At 70.3% G+C, this 19036-nt stretch carries 20 protein-coding genes; 13 read left to right on the top strand and 7 right to left on the bottom strand.

What is annotated here, in order from left to right; translation table 11 throughout:
* Nucleotides 1-47 precede the first annotated feature (47 nt).
* Genes ACXDC7_RS02115 through ACXDC7_RS02135 form a run of 5 tightly spaced genes read left to right on the top strand, consistent with a single transcriptional unit; the run spans nt 48 to nt 4190 of the window.
* On the top strand, nt 48-470 hold the full coding sequence (locus tag ACXDC7_RS02115) for a helix-turn-helix domain-containing protein (RefSeq protein WP_179445044.1): 423 nt from the start codon (nt 48-50) through the stop codon (nt 468-470).
* A 36-nt stretch (nt 471-506) separates the two neighbouring features.
* Nucleotides 507-1091 (top strand): hypothetical protein, encoded by a 585-nt coding sequence (locus tag ACXDC7_RS02120; protein WP_459221014.1) that lies wholly within the window; start codon nt 507-509, stop codon nt 1089-1091.
* A gap of 16 nt (nt 1092-1107) precedes the next feature.
* A complete protein-coding gene (locus ACXDC7_RS02125) occupies nt 1108-1740 on the top strand; it encodes an IMPACT family protein (protein WP_459221015.1) in 633 nt (210 codons plus the stop codon).
* Nucleotides 1741-1765: 25 nt separating this feature from the next.
* Entirely contained in the window at nt 1766-3190 is a 1425-nt protein-coding gene (locus ACXDC7_RS02130) for a serine hydrolase domain-containing protein (protein ID WP_459221016.1), read from the top strand.
* A gap of 10 nt (nt 3191-3200) precedes the next feature.
* Nucleotides 3201-4190 (top strand): DUF4185 domain-containing protein, encoded by a 990-nt coding sequence (locus tag ACXDC7_RS02135; RefSeq protein WP_459221017.1) that lies wholly within the window; start codon nt 3201-3203, stop codon nt 4188-4190.
* Here ACXDC7_RS02135 and ACXDC7_RS02140 read toward each other — a convergent pair.
* Together ACXDC7_RS02140 and ACXDC7_RS02145 are read right to left on the bottom strand one after the other, a co-directional pair.
* Nucleotides 4154-5020 carry a hypothetical protein gene (locus ACXDC7_RS02140; RefSeq protein WP_459221018.1) on the bottom strand — a complete coding sequence of 289 codons (867 nt, stop codon included), beginning with the start codon at nt 5018-5020 and terminating at the stop codon, nt 4154-4156. The two genes, ACXDC7_RS02135 and ACXDC7_RS02140, sit on opposite strands and share 37 nt — an antisense overlap.
* 53 nt (nt 5021-5073) lie before the next feature.
* Nucleotides 5074-6750, bottom strand: coding sequence for an ABC-F family ATP-binding cassette domain-containing protein (locus ACXDC7_RS02145; protein WP_459221019.1), 1677 nt, complete (start codon nt 6748-6750; stop codon nt 5074-5076).
* 135 nt (nt 6751-6885) lie between these two features.
* On the opposite strand from ACXDC7_RS02145, the gene ACXDC7_RS02150 reads away from it, so the two are divergent.
* Nucleotides 6886-7473: an NADPH-dependent FMN reductase gene (locus ACXDC7_RS02150; protein WP_179445038.1), complete on the top strand. Its 588-nt coding sequence runs from the start codon at nt 6886-6888 to the stop codon at nt 7471-7473.
* 92 nt (nt 7474-7565) lie between these two features.
* Here ACXDC7_RS02150 and ACXDC7_RS02155 read toward each other — a convergent pair whose 3' ends face one another.
* Nucleotides 7566-7763: a DUF7455 domain-containing protein gene (locus ACXDC7_RS02155; protein WP_179445037.1), complete on the bottom strand. Its 198-nt coding sequence runs from the start codon at nt 7761-7763 to the stop codon at nt 7566-7568.
* Nucleotides 7764-7989: 226 nt separating this feature from the next.
* Here ACXDC7_RS02155 and ACXDC7_RS02160 point away from each other — a divergent pair, with 226 nt between their 5' ends.
* Nucleotides 7990-10131, top strand: a complete 2142-nt coding sequence (locus ACXDC7_RS02160; RefSeq protein ID WP_459221020.1) for a DNA gyrase/topoisomerase IV subunit B — start codon at nt 7990-7992, stop codon at nt 10129-10131.
* Between the two features lie 15 nt (nt 10132-10146).
* Here the strand turns inward: ACXDC7_RS02160 and ACXDC7_RS02165 are convergent, their stop codons facing one another.
* Complete coding sequence (locus tag ACXDC7_RS02165) at nt 10147-10854, bottom strand: VIT1/CCC1 transporter family protein (RefSeq protein WP_459221021.1); 708 nt, start codon at nt 10852-10854, stop codon at nt 10147-10149.
* 131 nt (nt 10855-10985) lie between these two features.
* Between ACXDC7_RS02165 and ACXDC7_RS02170 the strand changes: the two genes are divergently transcribed.
* Both ACXDC7_RS02170 and glpK read left to right on the top strand, forming a co-directional pair.
* On the top strand, nt 10986-11708 hold the full coding sequence (locus ACXDC7_RS02170; RefSeq protein WP_179445035.1) for an MIP/aquaporin family protein: 723 nt from the start codon (nt 10986-10988) through the stop codon (nt 11706-11708).
* 39 nt (nt 11709-11747) lie between these two features.
* Nucleotides 11748-13262, top strand: a complete 1515-nt coding sequence (gene glpK, locus ACXDC7_RS02175; RefSeq protein ID WP_459221022.1) for a glycerol kinase GlpK — start codon at nt 11748-11750, stop codon at nt 13260-13262.
* 222 nt (nt 13263-13484) lie between these two features.
* On the opposite strand, the gene ACXDC7_RS02180 is transcribed toward glpK, so the two are convergent.
* On the bottom strand, nt 13485-14543 hold the full coding sequence (locus ACXDC7_RS02180; RefSeq protein ID WP_459221023.1) for an agmatine deiminase family protein: 1059 nt from the start codon (nt 14541-14543) through the stop codon (nt 13485-13487).
* A 13-nt stretch (nt 14544-14556) separates the two neighbouring features.
* Nucleotides 14557-15162: a LysE/ArgO family amino acid transporter gene (locus tag ACXDC7_RS02185; RefSeq protein ID WP_459221024.1), complete on the bottom strand. Its 606-nt coding sequence runs from the start codon at nt 15160-15162 to the stop codon at nt 14557-14559.
* Between the two features lie 86 nt (nt 15163-15248).
* Between ACXDC7_RS02185 and ACXDC7_RS02190 the strand changes: the two genes are divergently transcribed.
* From ACXDC7_RS02190 to ACXDC7_RS02200, 3 genes are all read left to right on the top strand, one after another.
* Nucleotides 15249-16145, top strand: coding sequence for a LysR family transcriptional regulator ArgP (locus tag ACXDC7_RS02190; protein ID WP_459221025.1), 897 nt, complete (start codon nt 15249-15251; stop codon nt 16143-16145).
* Nucleotides 16146-16206: 61 nt separating this feature from the next.
* Nucleotides 16207-16617 carry an ArsR/SmtB family transcription factor gene (locus ACXDC7_RS02195; protein WP_459221026.1) on the top strand — a complete coding sequence of 137 codons (411 nt, stop codon included), beginning with the start codon at nt 16207-16209 and terminating at the stop codon, nt 16615-16617.
* A complete protein-coding gene (locus tag ACXDC7_RS02200; RefSeq protein WP_179445031.1) occupies nt 16617-17528 on the top strand; it encodes a cation diffusion facilitator family transporter in 912 nt (303 codons plus the stop codon). Before ACXDC7_RS02195 ends, ACXDC7_RS02200 begins: the two co-directional genes overlap by 1 nt.
* A 16-nt stretch (nt 17529-17544) precedes the next feature.
* Here the strand turns inward: ACXDC7_RS02200 and ACXDC7_RS02205 are convergent, their stop codons facing one another.
* Complete coding sequence (locus tag ACXDC7_RS02205) at nt 17545-18348, bottom strand: crotonase/enoyl-CoA hydratase family protein (protein ID WP_459221027.1); 804 nt, start codon at nt 18346-18348, stop codon at nt 17545-17547.
* Between the two features lie 44 nt (nt 18349-18392).
* Here ACXDC7_RS02205 and ACXDC7_RS02210 point away from each other — a divergent pair, with 44 nt between their 5' ends.
* Nucleotides 18393-19031 (top strand): class I SAM-dependent methyltransferase, encoded by a 639-nt coding sequence (locus ACXDC7_RS02210; protein ID WP_459221028.1) that lies wholly within the window; start codon nt 18393-18395, stop codon nt 19029-19031.
* Nucleotides 19032-19036: the final 5 nt, after the last annotated feature.

Below are 19036 nucleotides of genomic sequence, written 5' to 3' on the forward strand. Positions count from 1 at the left end.
GTTGATCATCGCGAGATCCTGGAAGCGAGCCTGACAAGGACCCGGACATGACCACCACCAGCCGTCAATCGCTGCTCGCGACCTTCGAGGATCGGGCACAGGCAGACCAGTTCGCTGCCTGGATTGAGCAGCACCGGCAGCCGAACAGGTCGGTCTCGGGCGACCTGGACCTCGGGCCCGAGCTCGCCAATCTGCTCCTGCGCGCGCTGCGCACCGTCGCCGACGGTGGGAGCGTCGTGTTGAGTTCGTTCCCGGAACTCCTGTCGACCACGGTGGCCGCCGACGTCATTGGCGTGTCCCGGAGCACCGTCATGCGGATGGTTCGCGATGGCGAGCTGCCGCACGTGAAGGTCGGCTCGCACACCCGGTTGCGCACCGATGACGTCTTCGCCGCTCGCGATCGCCGCCTGCAGCGCAAGCGCGAAGCGCTGCAGGAACTGATCGAGCTGGAGGACTCACTCGGGCTGTGACCGCGGGCGGAAGGCAACGCTCGATAAGGTCGTGACATGGCTGTCACGCGGACCCTGCCGGACGCCAACGTGCTCCACGGCAGAGTCCTCCGTGACTGGCTGTTCCTGCTGAATGACGAGACGGGCGGGCGAGCGTTTCGCCTGTGCTACACCGTGGACATCCTCGCCGAGACGATCAAGGGCATCCGCAGGGCGCGCCCTGACCTCACCGGCGACCAGATCACCGGCATCCACGACAAGATCGTTACCTTGATGGACGAGCGCATTGATCAGTACTCAGCCGGGACAGACGCTCCCGTGAAGGATCCATTCGACCGGCACGTCCACGCGGCCGCCGTCGCCGGTGCCATCGACGCCGTCATCACCAGCGACACAGGATTCCTGGGCCTGCCCGAGAGCGAGAAGGACGCACTGCGGTATGAGATCTATTCTCCGGACGAGTTCTTCCTGCTTGTCGATGACTCCATGCCAGCGCATGTGATGGCGGTGACCGGCCGTCAGCTCGCGCACTTCAGGTCGTCGGGCGACTCTTCAACGCTCTCGGCAAAGCTGCGGGCTGCGGGATGCCCTGGCTTTGCACAACGCGTTCAGCGCCATTGCATCGACCTCGCCTCGCACTGACAGACACACCTCGCCCATGATGCCCACCAGCTATTCGATCATCGGCGCCGACGCCTCGGCGGAGCTGATCGAACGGAAGTCCCGTTTCCTGGCGACGGTACGCCGGGTCGGGGAGGAGGATGCGGCCCGCCGGGTGATCGAGGAGTGCCGGCGTACCCACCGCGATGCCGGGCACCACTGCTCGGCGTTCGCGCTCGGGGTGCAGGCAGAGATCACGCGCAGCTCCGACGACGGCGAACCCGCGGGAACCGCCGGAATGCCCATCCTGGAGGCGATCCGGGCCCGCGGGCTGAGCGATGTCGTGGTCGTGGTGAGCCGCTGGTTCGGCGGGATCAAGCTCGGCACGGGCGGCCTGGCGCGGGCCTACGGCGAGGCGGCCGCCGCCGGCCTGGCCGCGGCGGGTGGTCGCGAACGCGAACTCGTCCGGCACGCCGAGGCGAGCGTCGCCCTCGACCGGATCGGCCGGCTGGACAACGACTTGCGGACCCGCGCCCCCACGCTCGGGCTGAGCGTGGACGGGGTCGACTACGGCGAGCGGGCGCGGATCGCGCTCAGCGTGCCCGCCGCCCACTGGTCTCGCGCGCAGGCGCTGTTCGCCGAGCTCGGACTCGACCCCGCGATCACCGGGGAGGGCTGGCGCGACCGCTGAGGCGCGCGATGGCAATCTGGGCGCCATGTCCGATCCTGCTCGGCCCGATGCCGACCTGCTCGCCACCGTCTCCGATCATGCTGACCGATGGTTCGCCGGCGGCTCCGCCCCGGGTTTTGCCTGGGGGTTGTTCCGCGACGGCAAGCTGATCGGCACCGGAATGCTCGGGCACGCGGGCGCCGACGGCGCTCCGCCGACCGAGCACACCGCGTTCCGGATCGCCTCGATCACCAAGTCCTTCACCGCCGCCACCGCGCTCGCCCTGCGCGATCGCGGCCAGCTCGACCTCGACGCCCCGATCACCGACCTGCTCGACTGGCTGGTCGGCCTCGACGTTCCCGACGGCGCCGCACCACCGACCGTCCGGATGCTGCTGTCGATGTCGGGCGGCCTGACCAAGGACGATCCGTGGGCCGACCGGTTGGAGGCGCTCGGCGACGACGAGTTCCGGGCCATGATCAACAGCGGCGTCCGGTTCGGCGCCTGGCCGGGGACGCGCTATGCGTACTCCAATCTCGGCTACGCCCTGGTCGGGCAGGTCATCGAGGCCGCGGCCGGCCGGCCGTTCACTGCCATGGTGCGCGAACTGATCATCGACCCGCTGGGGCTGGACCGGACCGGTTTCGACGTGCGGATGGGCGATCCGATCGCGACCGGGTACGCCCGGACCGGGCGGCAGTGGGAACCGCAGCCGCACACCGCGCCCGGCGCGTTCTCCCCGATCGGCGGCCTGTTCTCCACCGTTGTCGATCTTGCCGCCTGGGCGGGCTGGCTGACCGCCGCCTGGCGCCCGGACCGGTTCGACGACGACGCGCCGCTGTCGGCCGCCACCCGCCGGGAGATGCAACAGATCGTCCGGGCGTACCCGCCGGAGCCCTACGAGGAACACCTGTGGGGAAAGGGATACGGCTACGGGCTGGTGATCGAGGAGTCCGGGCGCGGGCGGACGGTGTCCCACTCGGGCGGCTACCCCGGCTTCGGTTCGCACCTGCGCTGGGACCCGGCCTCGGGGCTCGGCATCGTCGGCTTCGGCAATGCCAGGTACGCCAGCCCGGCGCGGTTCTGCGCCGAGGCCCTGGCGGCCGTGGTTCCGGACGCGCCGGAGGTCGTCCCCTGGCCGGAGACGCTGGCGGCGGCCGACCGCGTGATCGCGGCGATCGGGGCGGGCGATCTCGGCGCACTGGCCGTCGACCGCGACGCGCTGTCGCCGAATCTGGTCCAGGACGGCACCCTCGCCGAGCGGCAGGCCGAGCTCGTCTCGGCGATCGACTTCCTCGGAGGCCTGCTCGGCGGCGAACCGGTCGGCGCGGCCAGCGACGACCCGTCGAAGCGGTCCTGGGACCTGCCCGCCGGGCGCGGGGTGCTGCGCTGCTCCGTGAGCATGAACCCACGGTCGCCGGCCCAGTTGCAGCAGTTGGTGATCAAGCCGGTGCTGCGCGCCGACCTATAGGCTGCGGCGCGTGCAGATCGTCGAGACGACCCGGCTGTCGCGCGTGACCGGGGTGGGCGAGCCCAACGACACCGCCACCCGATTCGGGATCCACGGCACCGACCTGGGCTTCATCTGGGATGCCGGGCCCGGCGCCGGAGGCGACCCGCGGGTGTTCGTGATGTTCGGCGACACCTACGGTGAGGGCTGGGCCGGGCCGGGCGCGGGACCGGCAACAGCGCAGTGGCGCAAGAACACGCTCGCCGTCTCGACCGATCGTGATCTTGGTTCGGGGCTGCGGTTGGACGCCGCCGTCAGCTGGCCCGAACGCGGGATCGCCGCCCAGGTGATCAGATCCCTCCCCCGCTGGATCGAGCACACCGTCATTCCGTGCTCGGGGATCACGGTCGGCGGGGTGCACTACGTGCACTGGATGTCGATCCTCAGGTGGCTCGGGCCCGGTCGTTGGCGTACCAGCCATGCGGGGATCGCCGTCTCGGTCGACGACGGGCTGAGCTGGCGCAAGCTCGCGCGCTGGTGGAACCCGACCGGTCGCGAGCGCTTCCAGGTCGGCTGCTTCGCCCGCGACGACGAGTGGATCTACCTCTACGGCACGACCAACGGACGGTTCGGCCCGGCCTTCGTGGCCCGGACCCGGCCGGCTGACATCGGCCAGCGGCGGGCGTACCGCTATTTCGACGGGCGGAACTGGGTACGCGGTGCGCACCGCGCGGCGCCGGTGCTGCCGGGCAATGTCGGCGAGCTGTCGGTGGCCCGTCATGATCAACACGGCTGGCTCGCGATGCACCTGGACGAGCGACGGGCGGCGATCCTGGTGCGCCGCGCGCCGGAACCGACCGGGCCCTGGACCGACGGCGAGCCGGTCGCGGACGCCGCGGCGTACCCGGGGCTGTACGGGGGTTTCATCCATCCGTGGTGCCTGGCCGGCGGGCCGCTGTACTGGACGATGTCGCAGTGGGACGACTACGACGTGTTCTGGATGCGGACCGAGCTGGGCTGATCGGTGTCGTCCAGCGCCTCGGCGATCGCGGCGAGGGCGTCGCGGCCGAGGGAGGCGTCCAACACGATCTGATCGGCGCCGGCGGCCCTGAGCTCGGTGACGCGGGCCGCAATGTCGTCCGCGCCGCCCCAGGCGGTCACCGCGTCGATCAGCTCGTCGCCGAGCCCGTCGATCGCGGCCTGCGACAGGCCCGCCCGACGCAGGCTGGCGGCGTACCCGGGCAGGCGCGCGAGGAAGCCGACCGTCGCGTCGATCTGCTCACGGGTCCGCGCGCGATCGGGCGCGAGCGCCGCGACCTGGTGGACGATCAGCAACGCGTCCGACCCGAGCACGGTGCGCGTCGCGGCGACCTGGCCGGGCGTGACCAGGAGCTGGAGCGCGCCGGCCGTCGCGCGGGCGGCGAGCGCGAGCTTGCGCGGGCCGAGGGCGGCGAGCATCGTCCGCTCCCGCGGTACGCCCGGAATCAGCTCGCCGAGGTAGCGCTCGGTGGCGGCGAGCCCGAAGCCGGCGTCGCCCGTGCCGATGATCAACCGGTCGGGGTATGCCTCGTCCAGCACCCGGAATCGGCGTACCAGCTCATCGGCGGGGTGCACGCTCATGGGCGCGACCGCCGTGCCGACGCCGATCTCGTGGGTGGCGGCGAGCACCCGCTGGACGGGATCGAGGGTCGCCAGGGCCCCGCCGGCGAGCCAGATGGTGGAGTAGCCGAGCCCGGGGAGCTGGGCCAGCCAGGCGGGAGGGTCGGCCGCATCTGGCCCGGAGAGGCTGACGCCGAGGCAGCCACTGGGCCACAGTTCTGTCGAGGAGTGGCCGATCACCTGTGCGTGCATGTCGTCGACGCTAGCCGCTCAACCGCGCTTGAGCTCAAGGCCGAACACGGGCCTCATCGGGCGCGACGCACGCGCTCGGCGGCCCAGACCGGTTCCGCCGACTCGCGGACCTCCCCGTCGCCACCGAAGACCAGGAAGCGGTCGAAATCGCGGGCGAACCAGCGGTCGTGGGTGACCGCCAGCACCGTCCCGTCGAAGCCGGCCAGTCCCTCCTCCAGCGCCTCCGCCGATTCCACGTCGAGATTGTCGGTCGGCTCGTCGAGCAACAGCAGCGTGGCGCCGGACAGCTCCAGCAACAGGATCTGGAACCGCGCCTGCTGCCCGCCGGACAGCGACTCGAACGGCTGCTCCGCACTGCCGGCGAGCTCGTAGCGATCGAGCTTGCGGGAGGCCTCCTCCCGCGGCAGGCCCGTGCGGTGATCATCACCGCGGTGCAAGATCTCCAGCAGGGTACGCCCGATCAGCTCCGGATGATCATGGGTCTGGACGAACCAGCCGGGCCGGACGCGGGCGCCGAGCCGGGCGCGGCCGGTGTGACCTACCGGTTCGATGATCAACTCGCCGACCGGCCGGTGTTCGGTGTCGGGGTCGGAACCGCCGGCCGCCAGCAGCCGCAGGAAGTGCGACTTGCCCGAGCCGTTGGATCCCAGCACGGCCACGCGTTCGCCGTACCAGACCTCGAGGTCGAACGGGCGCATCAGGCCGGTCAGTTCCAGATCTTCGATGATCACCGCCCGCTTGGCGGTACGCCCGCCGCGCAGCCGCATCCGGACCTGCTGCTCGCGCGGGATGGCCTGCGGCGGCCCGGCGTCGACGAACCGCTTCAGCCGGGTCTGCGCCGCGCGGTAGCGCGAGGCCATGTCGGCGTTGTAGGCGGCCTTGTTCTTGTACATCAACATCAGCTCGCGCAGCTTGTGATGTTCCTCGTCCCAGCGCCGGCGCAGCTCCTCCAGCCGCGCGAACCGCTCGCGGCGCGCCGCGTGATAGCTGCCGAAGCCGGCCGGATGGACCCAGGCCGTGTTGCCCGCGGCACCGAGCTCCAGGGTGACCACCCGGGTGGCGGTCCGCGCCATCAGCTCGCGGTCGTGGCTGACGAAGAGCACCGTCTTCGGCGACTCGGCCAGCCGACCCTCCAGCCATTCCTTGGCCGGCACGTCGAGGTAGTTGTCGGGCTCGTCCAGGATCAGCACCTCGTCGGGTCCACGCAGCAGTGCCTCCAGGACCAGCCGCTTCTGCTCCCCGCCCGACAGCGTGGTCAGCTCGCGCCAGCGGACCCGGTCGAAACCGACCCCGAGCGCGGCGGTGCAGCAGGCGTCCCAGACGACCTCCAGCTCGTAGCCGCCCGCATCGGCGTACTCCGCCAGTGCCGCGGCGTACCGCAACTGGGTGGGTTCGTCGTCGGCCTCCATCAGCGCGAGTTCGAGCCGGTCCACGTCGGCGGCGGCCGCGCGTACCCGCGGCGGTGCGACCGACAACAGCAACTCGCGCACGTCGTCGGAGCCCTTGCCCACGGCCTGGCGCATGATGCCGAGCCCGCCCGAACGCGAGATCGTGCCCCGGTGCGGGTCCAGCTCGCCGGCGATCATTCGCAGCAGGGTGGACTTGCCGGCGCCGTTCGCACCCACGAGCGCGACCTTGGCCCCCTCGCCGACACGGAAGCTCACGTCGTCCAGCAGCCGCCGGCCGTCCGGCAGGTCATGGCCGATCCCGGACAGGTCCACGTGTCCCACGTCGGCCGATCCTGCCAAGCCGCGCGCGTTCCCGCGAACCGTTATCGGGGCCGGGTCGGCGTACGCCATCGGCCAACCTCGGGAAATACCTCCGGGGGGTTATGCGTTGCAGAGGGCGATCGCGAAGGAGATCCCATGACACAGAACACGGAGAACCGGCCGCACATCGTGTTGGTGGTCGGCAGCACCCGCCCGGTCCGGGTCGGCGACCAGCTCGCCGCGCAGATCGCGCCCGTGCTGGCCGAGACGACCGGCCTGGAGGTACGCACGGTCGACCTGACCGACCTGGCACTGCCGCTGCTCGACGAGCCGGTGATGGCCGCCGCTACCGACGACTACGCCAACGCCCACACCCGCGAGTGGAGCCGGATCGTGCGCGACGCCGCGGCGATCGTCTTCCTGACGCCGCAGTACAACTTCGGCTACCCCGGCGGGCTGAAGAACGCCATCGACTACCTGTACGCCGAATGGCAGGGCAAGCCCGCACTGATCATCAGCTACGGCGGCCGCGGCGGCGGTGCCGGGGCTGCGCAACTGCGCGCGGTGCTCGAGTTCATCGGCCTGCGGCTGACCGACGACGATGTGGCGATCACGCTCGCCCGCGACGCCTACGGCCCGGACGGGCGGCTGGTCGACCCGGCCACGGCCCTCGGCGACACCGCCGAGATCGCCGACGCCGGACGTGCGCTCGGGGCCCTGGTCTCGGCGCCCGCCGTCGGCTGACCCCGCCGCCGGTTGACCGGGCGTACCGACATGACGAGGGCCGGCACCCCGATCGGGGTGCCGGCCCTCGCCGTAGGTCTGTGGGACTGCTCTCAGGCGTGCAGCCGCGCGGTCTCGTCCTGGATCTTGAGCGCTACCTGCTTGAGCTTGGCCTCGTGGGCCTTGTTGTGGTGTGCGCAGAACAGCAGCTCGGCGCCACCCTCCAGGGTGACGCGGACATATGCCTGAGCGCCGCAACGGTCGCAGCGGTCAGCAGCGGTCAGGGCGTCGTCGACGATCGTGTTGCTCACTTGTGGCCCTCCTTCACTCTCGCCAGTCCAACGCCCTCGCGACCGGCGCTATTCCGGTCGGCGCCCATGCCTGGCTGTCGTGATTCGAGGGTACTCGGCGTTGCGGGCAATTCCACCGACATCCACGAGCCGGTGTGTGGCGTATCTCACGTCGGACGTCGGGGGGCGCGGTGAGCCCACCGCGTGGGTACGCCGTCGCGGCGGCCCCCGCGGGTAGCCTCGGCGGGTGCCCAGCAAGCCCGCATCGAAGAAGCCCTCCGCCCGCACCTCCGCGGCGGCGCGCCCGCGCAGCGCCGCGACCAAGCAGGTCGACGGCGGCCGCGACTACGAGGCCCGTCACCTGCTGGTGCTGGAGGGTCTGGAGGCGGTGCGCAAGCGCCCGGCGATGTACATCGGTTCGACCGACACGCGCGGCCTGATGCACTGCCTGTGGGAGATCATCGACAACGCCGTGGACGAGGCGCTGATGGGCTTCGGCGACAAGATCACGGTTTCGCTGAACGCGAACGGCTCCCTCACGGTCGCCGACACCGCGCGCGGCATGCCGGTCGACATCGAGCCGCGCACCGGCCTGTCCGGCGTCGAGGTGATCTTCACCAAGCTGCATGCCGGCGGCAAGTTCGGCAGCGGCTCCTACAACGCCGCGGGCGGCCTGCACGGCGTCGGCGCCTCGGTGGTGAATGCGCTGTCGGTGCGCCTCGATGTCGAGGTGGACCGCAATTCCGCGACCTGGGGGATGTCGTTCTCCCGGGGTACGCCGGGCACCTTCGCCGGCGAGGGGCCGGACGCGAAGTTCACCCCCGGCGGGGGGCTGAGCAAGCTCCGGCGCGCCAAGAAGGGGCTCACCGGGTCCCGGATCACCTGGTGGCCGGACCCGCTGATCTTCGGTGCGGAGATGAAGTTGGCGCCGGATGAGTTGGTCAACCGCGCGCGGCAGACCAGTTTCCTGGTGCCGGGCCTGCAGCTCGACATCACCGACGCGCGGGGCCCCGAGCCGGTTGCCGAGTCCTTCCGGCACGACGGCGGGATCTCGGAGTTCTGCGAGTTCCTGGCCCCGGACCAGGGCGTGACCGAGGTGCTGCGGCTGCGCGGGGAGGACACCTTCACCGAGACGGTACCGATGCTGGACGATGCCACCGGGGCCATGGTCCCGACCGACGTCGAGCGCGACGTGGAGATCGACATCGCGCTGCGCTGGGGGACCGGCTACGACACGGTCACCCGTTCGTTCGTCAACATCATCGCCACCCCCAAGGGCGGCACCCACGTCGCCGGCTACGAGCGCGCACTGACCAAGATCATCGCCAAGACGCTGGACGGCACCCGCCTGCTGAAGAACGGCGAGGAGATCACCAAGGACGACGCGCTGGAGGGGTTGACCTCGGTGGTCACCGTGCGGCTCGCGGAGCCGCAGTTCGAGGGGCAGACCAAGGAGGTGCTCGGTACGCCGGCCGTCTCGCGGCTGGTGGCCAAGGTGGTCGAGGCCGAGCTCGGGTCCTTCCTGACCTCGACCAGGGCCGCGGACAAGCAGCAGTCGCGGACGGTGCTCGAGAAGGTCACCGCCGCCATGCGGACCCGGGTGGCCGCCCGCGCGCAGAAGGAGGCGCAGCGCCGCAAGACCGCGCTCGAGTCGTCGTCCCTGCCGTCCAAGCTGCGCGACTGCCGCTCCTCCGACGTGGACCGGACCGAGCTGTTCATCGTCGAGGGCGAGTCCGCGATGGGCACCGCCCAGGCCGCGCGGCGCAGCGAGTTCCAGGCGCTGTTCCCGATCAAGGGCAAGATCCTGAACACCCAGCGCGCCTCGATCGGCGAGATGCTCAAGAACGCCGAGTGCGCGCAACTGATCCAGGTGGTGGGGGCCGGCTCCGGGCGTACCTTCGATCTTGACGCCGCCCGCTACGGCAAGATCATCTTCATGGCCGACGCCGACGCCGACGGCGCGCACATCCGGTGCCTGCTGGCCACGCTGTTCTTCCGCTACATGCGACCGCTGCTGGACGCCGGGCGGGTCTACACCGCCGTGCCTCCGCTGCACCGCTTCGAGCTGAAGAACCCGCGCAAGGGCCAGGAGAAGTACCTCTACACGTTCACCGAGCACGAGTACCAGCGCAAGCTCGCCGAGCTGACCAAGAAGGGGGTCCGGTTCGACGATCCGCAGCGCTACAAGGGCCTCGGCGAGATGAATGCCGACCAGCTCGCCGAGACCACGATGGATCCGCGGCAGCGGACGCTGCGCCGGATCACCGTCGACGACGGCGCCGCGGCCGAGACCACCTTCGAGATGCTGATGGGCAACGAGGTCGGGCCGCGCAAGGAGTTCCTGGTCGACGGCGCGTACCAATTGGATGCGGAGCGGATCGACGCCTGATCATTCCCGGCCGTCTCAGATCGCGTGACCGATCAGCGTGCCGACGCCGTAGCTGATCGCCATCGCCAGGCAGCCACCGCCGATATTGCGTGCGATCGCGCGGGCGCGCGGCGCCTGGCCGAGCCGGGCGCTGATCCAGCCGGTGAGCAGCAGCGCCAGCACGACCGAGCCGACCGTGACCGCGATCCGCCAGCTCGGCGGCGGCAGCAAGATCGCCAGCAGCGGCAGCAGCGCGCCGACGGTGAAGCTGATCAAGGACGCGAAGGCCGCCTGCCAGGGGCGCGCCAGCTCGTCGGGATCGATCCCGAGCTCGGCCTCGGCGTGCGCGCCGAGCGCATCGTGTGCGGTGAGTTGCACCGCGACCTCCCGCGCCAGCTTCTCGCTCAGCCCCTTGTCCCGGTAGATCGCGGCCAGCTCGTCGAGCTCCGCCTCCGGCAGCTCGGCCAGCTCACGGCGCTCCTTGCGCAACAGGGCCCGTTCGCTGTCGCGCTGCGTGCTGACCGACACGTACTCGCCGACCGCCATGCTCAACGCACCGGCCACCAACCCCGCCCCGCCCGCGATGGCGATCGGCGCGGTATCGGTCGTCGCGCCCGCGGCGGCCATCACGATGCCCGCCACCGACACGATCCCGTCGTTGGCGCCGAGCACCCCGGCCCGTAGCCAGTTCAGCCGCGACGACCAGCCCGAGACGTGCGGCTCGCCCGGATGGGTGGTACTCATCCCACCAGCCTGCCCACACTGGCGTGTCGTTCGCCACGGCGGGCAGGCTTGCCTATGCGATCGCCCCGATCGCCTGCCGTGGCGGCCGAGCCGCGCTAACGTCGGGGCGTCCCCATCGATGAGGAGCAACGATGACCCCCCAGATATTCGTCGCCGAGACCTTCGGCACGGCGATCTTGTTGATCTTCGGCTGCGGCGTGGTCGCCAATGCCATCCTCGCGAAGTCCAAGGGCAACGGCGGCGGCTGGCTGATGATCTCGTGGGGCTGGGCGCTCGGCGTCTTCTGCGGTGTCTTCGTCGCCGCGAAGTCCGGTGCCCACCTGAACCCGGCCGTCACCCTCGGCCTGCTGCTCAAGGGTGACGACTTCGCCGACGGCGTACCGGCCTCGGTCGGCACGGCATTCGCCTACTTCGCCGCCCAGATGCTCGGTGCGATCATCGGGGCCGTCGTCGTCTGGTTGGCGTACCGGATGCATTTCGACGCCGAGGAGGACCCGGCCAATGTGCTCGGCGTCTTCTCCACCGGGCCACAGTTGCGCAGCCCGCTGTGGAACCTGATCACCGAGATCATCGCGACCTTCGTGCTGGTCTTCGTGATCATGAGTTTGGCCGGTACGCCGAACGAGCTCGGCCCGCTGCCGGTCGCGTTGCTGGTGCTCGGCATCGGCATCGCCATCGGCGGACCGACCGGGTACGCCATCAATCCCGCCCGCGACCTCGGGCCGCGGATCGCCCACGCGCTGCTCCCGATCAAGCACAAGGGCTCCAGCGACTGGGGGTACGCCTGGATCCCGGTCGTCGGCCCGCTGATCGGCGGTGCGCTCGCCGGGGTGGCCGCCGCGGCGCTCTTCTGACAGCCTGAACCCGAACCCACCGCACAAGGAGGTGCCACCATGGCCGACTACGTGATTGCCATCGATCAGGGCACGACCAGCAGCCGCGCCATCGTCTTCGACTCCGCGGGCTCGATCGTCTCGTCCGGCCAGAAGGAGCACGAGCAGATCCTGCCCCGCGCCGGCTGGGTGGAACACGACCCGACCGAGATCTGGGCCAATACCCGTGAGGTGATCGGGCAGGCGTTGTCCCGGGCCAATCTGACCCGGCACGACATCGCCGCCGTCGGCATCACCAACCAGCGCGAGACCGCGGTGGTCTGGGACAAGAACACCGGCGAGCCGGTCTACAACGCGATCGTCTGGCAGGACACCCGGACCCAGAAGATCGTCGACGAGCTGGCCGCCGACGGCGGCGTCGAACGGTTCAAGGACACCGTCGGCCTACCGCTGGCCACCTATTTCTCCGGGACCAAGATCAAGTGGATCCTGGACAATGTCGACGGCGCGCGGGAGAAGGCCGAGGCCGGCGATCTGCTCTTCGGCACCACCGACTCCTGGTTGGTCTGGAATCTCACCGGCGGCACCGACGGCGGCGTGCACATCACCGACGTCACCAACGCGTCGCGGACGATGTTCATGGACCTGAAGACGCTCGCCTGGGATGACGACATCCTGGCCGCCTTCGGCGTACCGAAATCCATGCTTCCAGAGATCAAGTCCTCCTCCGAGGTCTACGGAACCGTCGCCGCGTCACAACTGCTCCGCGAGACGCCGGTCGCCGGCATCCTCGGCGATCAACAGGCGGCGACCTTCGGCCAGGTCGCATTCGAGCGCGGCGATGCGAAGAACACCTACGGCACCGGCAACTTCCTGATCGTCAACACCGGCACCGAGATCGTCCGCTCCGAGAACGGCCTGCTGACCACGGTCTGCTACCGGATCGGCGATGCCGAACCGGTCTATGCGCTGGAGGGATCGATCGCCGTCACCGGTTCGGCTATCCAGTGGCTGCGTGATCAACTCGGGATCATCTCCGCCGCACCCGAGGTCGAGCAGCTCGCCGAATCGGTCGAGGACAACGGCGGGGTCTACTTCGTGCCGGCGTTCTCGGGCCTGTTCGCGCCGTACTGGCGTGGCGATGCCCGGGGCGCGATCGTCGGCCTGACCCGGTTCGCCAACAAGGGCCACATCGCCCGTGCGGCACTGGAGGCAACGGCGTTCCAGACCGCCGAGGTGCTGGACGCCGCCGACAGCGATGCCGGGGTCCGGATGACCGAACTGAAGGTCGACGGCGGGATGACCGCCAACGACGCGCTGATGCAGTTCCAGGCCGACATCCTCGGCATCCCGGTGATCCGGCCCAAGGTGATCGAGACCACCGCACTCGGTGCCGCGTACGCCGCCGGGCTGGCGGTTGGCTTCTGGTCCTCCACCGACGAGCTGGTGAAGAACTGGCAGGAGGACAAGCGCTGGGAGCCGCAACTCGACCCGGCCGAGCGCGACCGGCTGCTGCGACAGTGGAAGAAGGCCGTCACCAAGACCTTCGACTGGGTGGACGACGACGTGCGCTGAGCCCGCGCCCCGCTGGCCACACACATCCCGCCTCTCCCCGGCAGCTCCATCCACCCCCGCTCCACTCACCCCTCTCTCCATCCACCACCCCGACTCCACCCACCCCTCTCCCCGAATTGTTTCCGTAGTTATGCCCGCCATTCGGCTCGAATGGCGGGCATAACTACGGAAACAATTCGGGGGTGGGGCGGGGGCGGGGGCGAGGATCTTCGGCGGCGCGGCTCACGACGCCGGCTGTTGCTGGGTGGCGCAGTGGATGCCCCCGCCACCGGCGGCGATGCCGTCGATCGCCACCGGCACGATCTCGCGCTCGGGGAAGAGCTGGCGCAGCTTCGCCGCCGCCGCCGTGTCTGCGCGGCGATCGCCGAACTCGGGCATGATCACCGCCCCGTTGCAGACGTAGTAGTTCACATAGCCCGCGGCGAAATCGTCGGTCAGGAAGTCCTCGCGAATCGCCCACGGCGCCGTCAGCGTCACGACCTCCAGCGGGCCGCCGTCGGCATCGGTCGCCTCGTTCAGCAGCGCCAGGTGCTCGCGGGTGACTTCATGATCGAACGACTGCGGATCCTCGTCCAACGCCGCCACCACCACGCCGGGTCGGACGAAGCGGGCATAGAAGTCGGTGTGCCCGTCGGTGATGTCGCGGCCGGCGATACCGGGCAGCCAGATCACCTTGCGGATGCCGAGCAGCCGGGCCAACTCGGCCTCGACGTCTTGTTGGGACCAGCCGGGGTTGCGGTTGTCGTTGAGCACGCAACTGCGCGTGATGATCGCCGTCCCCTTGCCATCGACCTCCAGCGCGCCGCCCTCCAGGACCAGCTCGGTGCCCAGCGCGGTGGCGCCGGCCTGCGCGATCACGGCCGCGGCAACCGTGGCATCGGCCGCGTGATCCTGCTTGCCACCCCAGCCGTTGAAGTTGAAGTCGACACCGGCGAGGCCGTCGCCACGCACGAAGACGGGGCCGGTGTCGCGTACCCAGAGATCGTCGATCTCATGTTCGACGATCCGCACCGTCGGGGCCAGCAGCTCGCGTGCCTCCGCGACGTCGCTCGGCCGGACCAGGACGCTGACCTCCTCGAACTCGGCGATGGTTCCGGCGAGATCGGCGAGGTTCTCCCAAACCTCATCGATCAGGTCGTCGCCCCAGATCGTCTCGGTCGCGCCGAGCGCCAGCCAGGTACGCGTGTGCGGCTCGCCCTCGTCGGGCATGGTCCACGCCATCTCGCCCCCCATCGCCCGCATGCGCCGCGGGTCGGCGTCGGCGTACCCATCGTCAGCCACGTACCGGTGAACGTCAACCGCCGAGCAGGAGCTTGATCGCGATGCCGATCATGATCGCGCCGATGACCACGTCCAGCACCCGCCAGGCGGCCGGGGTCGCCAGCAGCGGTCGCAGCGCTCGGGCACCGAAGCCGAGGGCGGTGAACCAGCCGATGCTCGCGACGACGGCACCGCCGGCGAACCACCAGCGACCGGGATCGCCCTGCTGGCTGGCGATCGAACCGAGCAGCAGCACGGTGTCCAGATAGACGTGCGGGTTCAGCCAGGTCAGGGCCATCACCTTGGCCGCCACCGACCAGGCGCTGCCCGCGGTCTCCCCGGCGGCCACCAGCCTCCCCGGGCGCAACGCACGGCGTATCGCCAACGCGCCGTAGCCGATCAGGAACGCCGCCCCGGCCCAGCGGATCACCGTCAGCAGCGCCGGCTGCGCGGTGACCAACGCGCCGAGGCCGGCGACGCCCGCGGTGATCAACACCGCATCGGAGGCGGCGCAGATCGCCACCACCAACCCGACGTGGGAACGGGCGAGTCCTTGCCGCAGCACGAAAGCGTTCTGCGCGCCGATCGCGATGATCAGCGTCAGCCCGGTCAACAGGCCCGTCAGCATGGGGATGATCACGGGCCGACCCTAGGCGCCCCACCCGCTGAAGGCCATCGCGTAATTCTGCATTACCTGTAGCAAAGCTTCATCTAGGCTGGACACCCATGAGCGACACCCGAGGCTGGGATCGCGCCCAACTGGAGGCGCTGGCGGCCGCGGTCGACCACGAGACCTTCGACGCGGCGGCCCGCGCCCTGCACATCACCCCGTCGGCCTTCAGCCAGCGCATCCGGGCGCTGGAGCGCAGCGTCGGACAGCTCGTGCTGCGGCGTACCAAGCCGTGCCGAACCACCCCCGCCGGTGCGGAACTGCTCCGCCTGGCGCGCCAGCTCGCGCTGCTGGAGGACGAGACGGCGGCGCGGCTCGAGGGTCCGGGCACCGTCACCACCCAGCTCCCGCTCGCGATCAATGCCGACTCCGTCGGCTCGTGGTTCACGCCGGTACTGGCCGAGATCGGCACCTGGCCGGGCGTCGCACTGCGCCTCCGGATCGAGGACCAGGATCATTCCGCGGACCTGCTGCGCTCCGGCGAGACACTGGCCGCCGTCACCTCCGATCCGCAACCGGTCCAGGGCTGTTCGATCGAACCGCTCGGCGCGATGCGATATCTGCCCGTGGCGACCCCGGAGCTGATCGAACGCACCGGAGCGGTGACCTCGCGCGGAACGATCTGGTCGCGGCTACCGCTGATCCGGTTCAACGCCAAGGACGACCTCCAACACGGGCTGCTGCGCAGGCTCGGTGCCGAACCGGGTACGCCGGTCCACCTCGTCCCCAGTTCCGCCGACTTCGCCGTCGCGGTCCGCGCGGGACTGGGCTGGGGTCTGGTACCCGAGCACCAGTTGGGCGGCGACCTGAAATCCGGGCGCCTGTTGCGGCTCGGCCGCCGCCACGTCGACATCGCCCTGCACTGGCAGCGCTGGCGGCTGGCCTCGGACCTGCTGGACCGGCTCACCACGGCGGTACGCTCCGCCGCCCGCGCGCATCTGCGTACCCCCTGAATCGCGGCCGTGGGGGACGGCGGGATTGCCACCGGACGCCGGACCGTGTAAACATCTGCACATGCGATCAGATGTCGAGATTACGACGGTCGGCGGCTGTGCGACCGATCATGTCGACCCCGAGAAGGTCGCGATGGTGCGATCCGCTGCGCTGAGCGAGCCGGAGCTGGCCGCCACGGCGACGCTGTTCAAGCTGCTCGGCGATCCCACCCGGACCCGACTGCTCTACGCGCTGCTCGAGGCCGGCGAGCTCTGCGTCTGCGATCTCGCCGCGGCGACGGGCGTCCAGGAGGCGACCGCCTCCCACGCGCTGCGGTTGCTCCGCATGTCGGGGGTTGTCACCGCCCGGCGCGAGGGCCGGCTCGTCTTCTACCGGCTGGCCGACGCCCACGTGCGAATGCTGCTCGATCTGACCCGCGAACACGTCTCCCACGCGGGCTCCGCGACCGATTCCAAGAAGGAGACCGCCTGATGGGTTCCGGACACTCCCACGCCCCCGCCGGGCACGCCGGCGGCCGCAATCGCTGGCGGCTCCAGCTCTCGTTCGGCCTGGTCCTGACGTTCTTCGTGGTGGAGCTGGTCTTCGGCATCATCTCCAACTCGCTGGCCCTGATCTCCGATGCCGGACACATGGCCGCGGATGTGGTGGCGCTGGGTGCCGCGCTCGTCGCCACCAAACTCGCGAGCACCCGCGACGAGACGGGCAAGCGGACCTACGGGTGGTATCGCGCCGAGATCTTCGCCTCCGGCCTCGCCGTGTTGTTGATGTTGATCGTCTCCATCTCCATCGGCTACGGGGCCGTCGACCGGATCGGCAAGCCCGAGGTCGAGGTCAACACGATGATCATGTTCGTCGTGGGTGGCATCGGTCTGCTGATCAACATCATCGCCCTGTTGTTGCTGCGCGGCGGATCGAAGGAATCCCTGAACGTCAAGGGCGCCTACCTCGAGGTGATGGCCGACACGCTCGGCTCGGTCGGCGTGATCGTCGCCGGTGTGTTGGTCCAGGCGACGGGTCAGGCGCTGTGGGACACCTTGATCGGTCTCGCCATCGCGATCTTCGTCGCCGTGCGGGCGATCATGCTCGGCCGCGAGGTGCTGCACGTCCTTTCGCAGGGTACGCCGGACGGCATCGATGTCGGCGAGGTGACGACGGCTCTGGAATCCTGCCCCGGCGTGCAGAGCGTGCACGACCTGCACCTGTGGACCCTGACCTCGGGAATGAACGTCGCCACCGCCCACCTGGTCACCGACGACGGCGCCGACGCGCACAGCGTGCTCGATGCGGCACGCGAGGTGATGCGGACCAGGTTCGCGATCGAGCACGCAACTCTGCAGGTCGAGCCCGCCAACCACCAGGGGTGCGACGAGCTGGCCTGGTAGGCCGTCTGTTCGGTCCTCAGCGGCGGGGACGAAACACCGGACGCTCGCCGGCCAGCCCGGCCTTGCGGGCAATGGCGAAGTTGGCACCGAACAGCAGCGGGAGCTGGGCGGCGCGTTCGAGTGCGAAGGTACGCCGGTCGCTGCCCGGCCAGGCCCGGTCGAACAACCGCTTGATCGTCGCGATGGCATCCGGGGAACGTCCGGCGATCGAGGCCAGCAGCTCCGTCGCAATCCCCTCGGGATCGTCGGCCAGCTCGGTGACCAGCCCGAGCTGGTGGGCCGCGGCGCCGTCGATCACCTCCGCGGTCATCGCCAGCCGCTTGGCGACGTCGATCCCGACGAGCTGGGCGAGGGTACGCACGCCGGTCATGTCCGGCACCAGCCCCCACTTCGCCTCCATCACCGACCAGCGCGCATCCGGCGTACCGATCCGGATGTCGGCCGCGAGCGCAAGCTGCAGCCCGCCGCCCAGGCAGTTGCCGTGAACCGCGGCGACGACCGGCACCGGGATCCGCCGCCACGCCCAGCAGGCCTCCTGGAACGTGTTCGTGCCGCGCCACGGGTTCGGCACGAACCTCGGCAGGAAATCGCGAGGCGCGAACGAGACCCCCTTGAAGTCCAGCCCCGCGCAGAAGCTCGGGCCGGCCCCGGACAGGAGCACGCCGCGCAGCTCGCGATCGCGGCGCAGCCGGTGCGCGGTGGCGATCAGGCCGGCGAGCATCGCGTCGTTCAGCCCGTTGTGCTTGTCCGGGCGGTTCAGGCGTACCCGCGCGATCGCGTCGTCGCCGAGCTCGCAGATCACGGCCGCTTCGTCGCTCATGGACCCGAAGTCAATCACGGGCCGGGGAGCGGGAGAATGCCGCCATGACCCTGCCCGACCCGCTGCGCGCCGTGATCGACCGCACCGACGGCTTCATGCCGACCGACGAGGGCGAGGCGCTGCACGCGGCGGCGCTCGCCGGGCTGGGTGACGGCGTGTTGATCGAGATCGGCAGCTACTGCGGCCGCTCGACGCTGTTCCTGGCCGCGGCGGCGATGATCACCGGCGGCCAGGTGGTGACGATTGATCATCATCGCGGCTCCGAGGAGCACCAGCCGGGCTGGGCGTACCACGACCCCGGCCTGGTCGACCCGGCCACTGGAAGCATCGACACCCTCCCCCGGCTACGGGACACCCTGAACCGGGCAGCCGTGGCCGTGCCCGGGATCGAGGAGCACGTGACGATCATGGTCGGCCGTTCGGAGGAGATCGCGCGCTGGTGGCGTACGCCCGTGCGCGCCGTGTTCATCGACGGCAGTCACACGTTGGAGGCGGCCCGGCGCGATCTCGACGGCTGGGCGCCGTGGATCGAGGCCGGCGGGTTGTTGATCATCCACGACGTGTTCCCGGACCCGGCCGACGGCGGCCGGCCGCCGTACGAGATCTATCGTCAGGCGCTGGAGTCGGGCGCCTTCACCGAGATCGGCGCCCGGGGCTCGTTGCGCGTGCTCCGCCGGGGATGAATACC

The sequence above is a fragment of the Naumannella huperziae genome, assembly GCF_054073625.1.

Excerpts from the sequence above, each read along its gene's own strand:
- ACXDC7_RS02115 (WP_179445044.1), top strand. The coding sequence starts at position 48 with ATGACCACCACCAGCCGTCAATCGCTGCTCGCGACCTTCGAGGATCGG.
- ACXDC7_RS02120 (WP_459221014.1), top strand. The coding sequence starts at position 507 with ATGGCTGTCACGCGGACCCTGCCGGACGCCAACGTGCTCCACGGCAGA.
- ACXDC7_RS02125 (WP_459221015.1), top strand. The coding sequence starts at position 1,108 with ATGATGCCCACCAGCTATTCGATCATCGGCGCCGACGCCTCGGCGGAG.
- ACXDC7_RS02130 (WP_459221016.1), top strand. The coding sequence starts at position 1,766 with ATGTCCGATCCTGCTCGGCCCGATGCCGACCTGCTCGCCACCGTCTCC.
- ACXDC7_RS02140 (WP_459221018.1), bottom strand. The coding sequence starts at position 5,020 with ATGCACGCACAGGTGATCGGCCACTCCTCGACAGAACTGTGGCCCAGT.
- ACXDC7_RS02150 (WP_179445038.1), top strand. The coding sequence starts at position 6,886 with ATGACACAGAACACGGAGAACCGGCCGCACATCGTGTTGGTGGTCGGC.
- ACXDC7_RS02165 (WP_459221021.1), bottom strand. The coding sequence starts at position 10,854 with ATGAGTACCACCCATCCGGGCGAGCCGCACGTCTCGGGCTGGTCGTCG.
- ACXDC7_RS02170 (WP_179445035.1), top strand. The coding sequence starts at position 10,986 with ATGACCCCCCAGATATTCGTCGCCGAGACCTTCGGCACGGCGATCTTG.
- glpK (WP_459221022.1), top strand. The coding sequence starts at position 11,748 with ATGGCCGACTACGTGATTGCCATCGATCAGGGCACGACCAGCAGCCGC.
- ACXDC7_RS02190 (WP_459221025.1), top strand. The coding sequence starts at position 15,249 with ATGAGCGACACCCGAGGCTGGGATCGCGCCCAACTGGAGGCGCTGGCG.
- ACXDC7_RS02195 (WP_459221026.1), top strand. The coding sequence starts at position 16,207 with ATGCGATCAGATGTCGAGATTACGACGGTCGGCGGCTGTGCGACCGAT.
- ACXDC7_RS02200 (WP_179445031.1), top strand. The coding sequence starts at position 16,617 with ATGGGTTCCGGACACTCCCACGCCCCCGCCGGGCACGCCGGCGGCCGC.
- ACXDC7_RS02205 (WP_459221027.1), bottom strand. The coding sequence starts at position 18,348 with ATGAGCGACGAAGCGGCCGTGATCTGCGAGCTCGGCGACGACGCGATC.
- ACXDC7_RS02210 (WP_459221028.1), top strand. The coding sequence starts at position 18,393 with ATGACCCTGCCCGACCCGCTGCGCGCCGTGATCGACCGCACCGACGGC.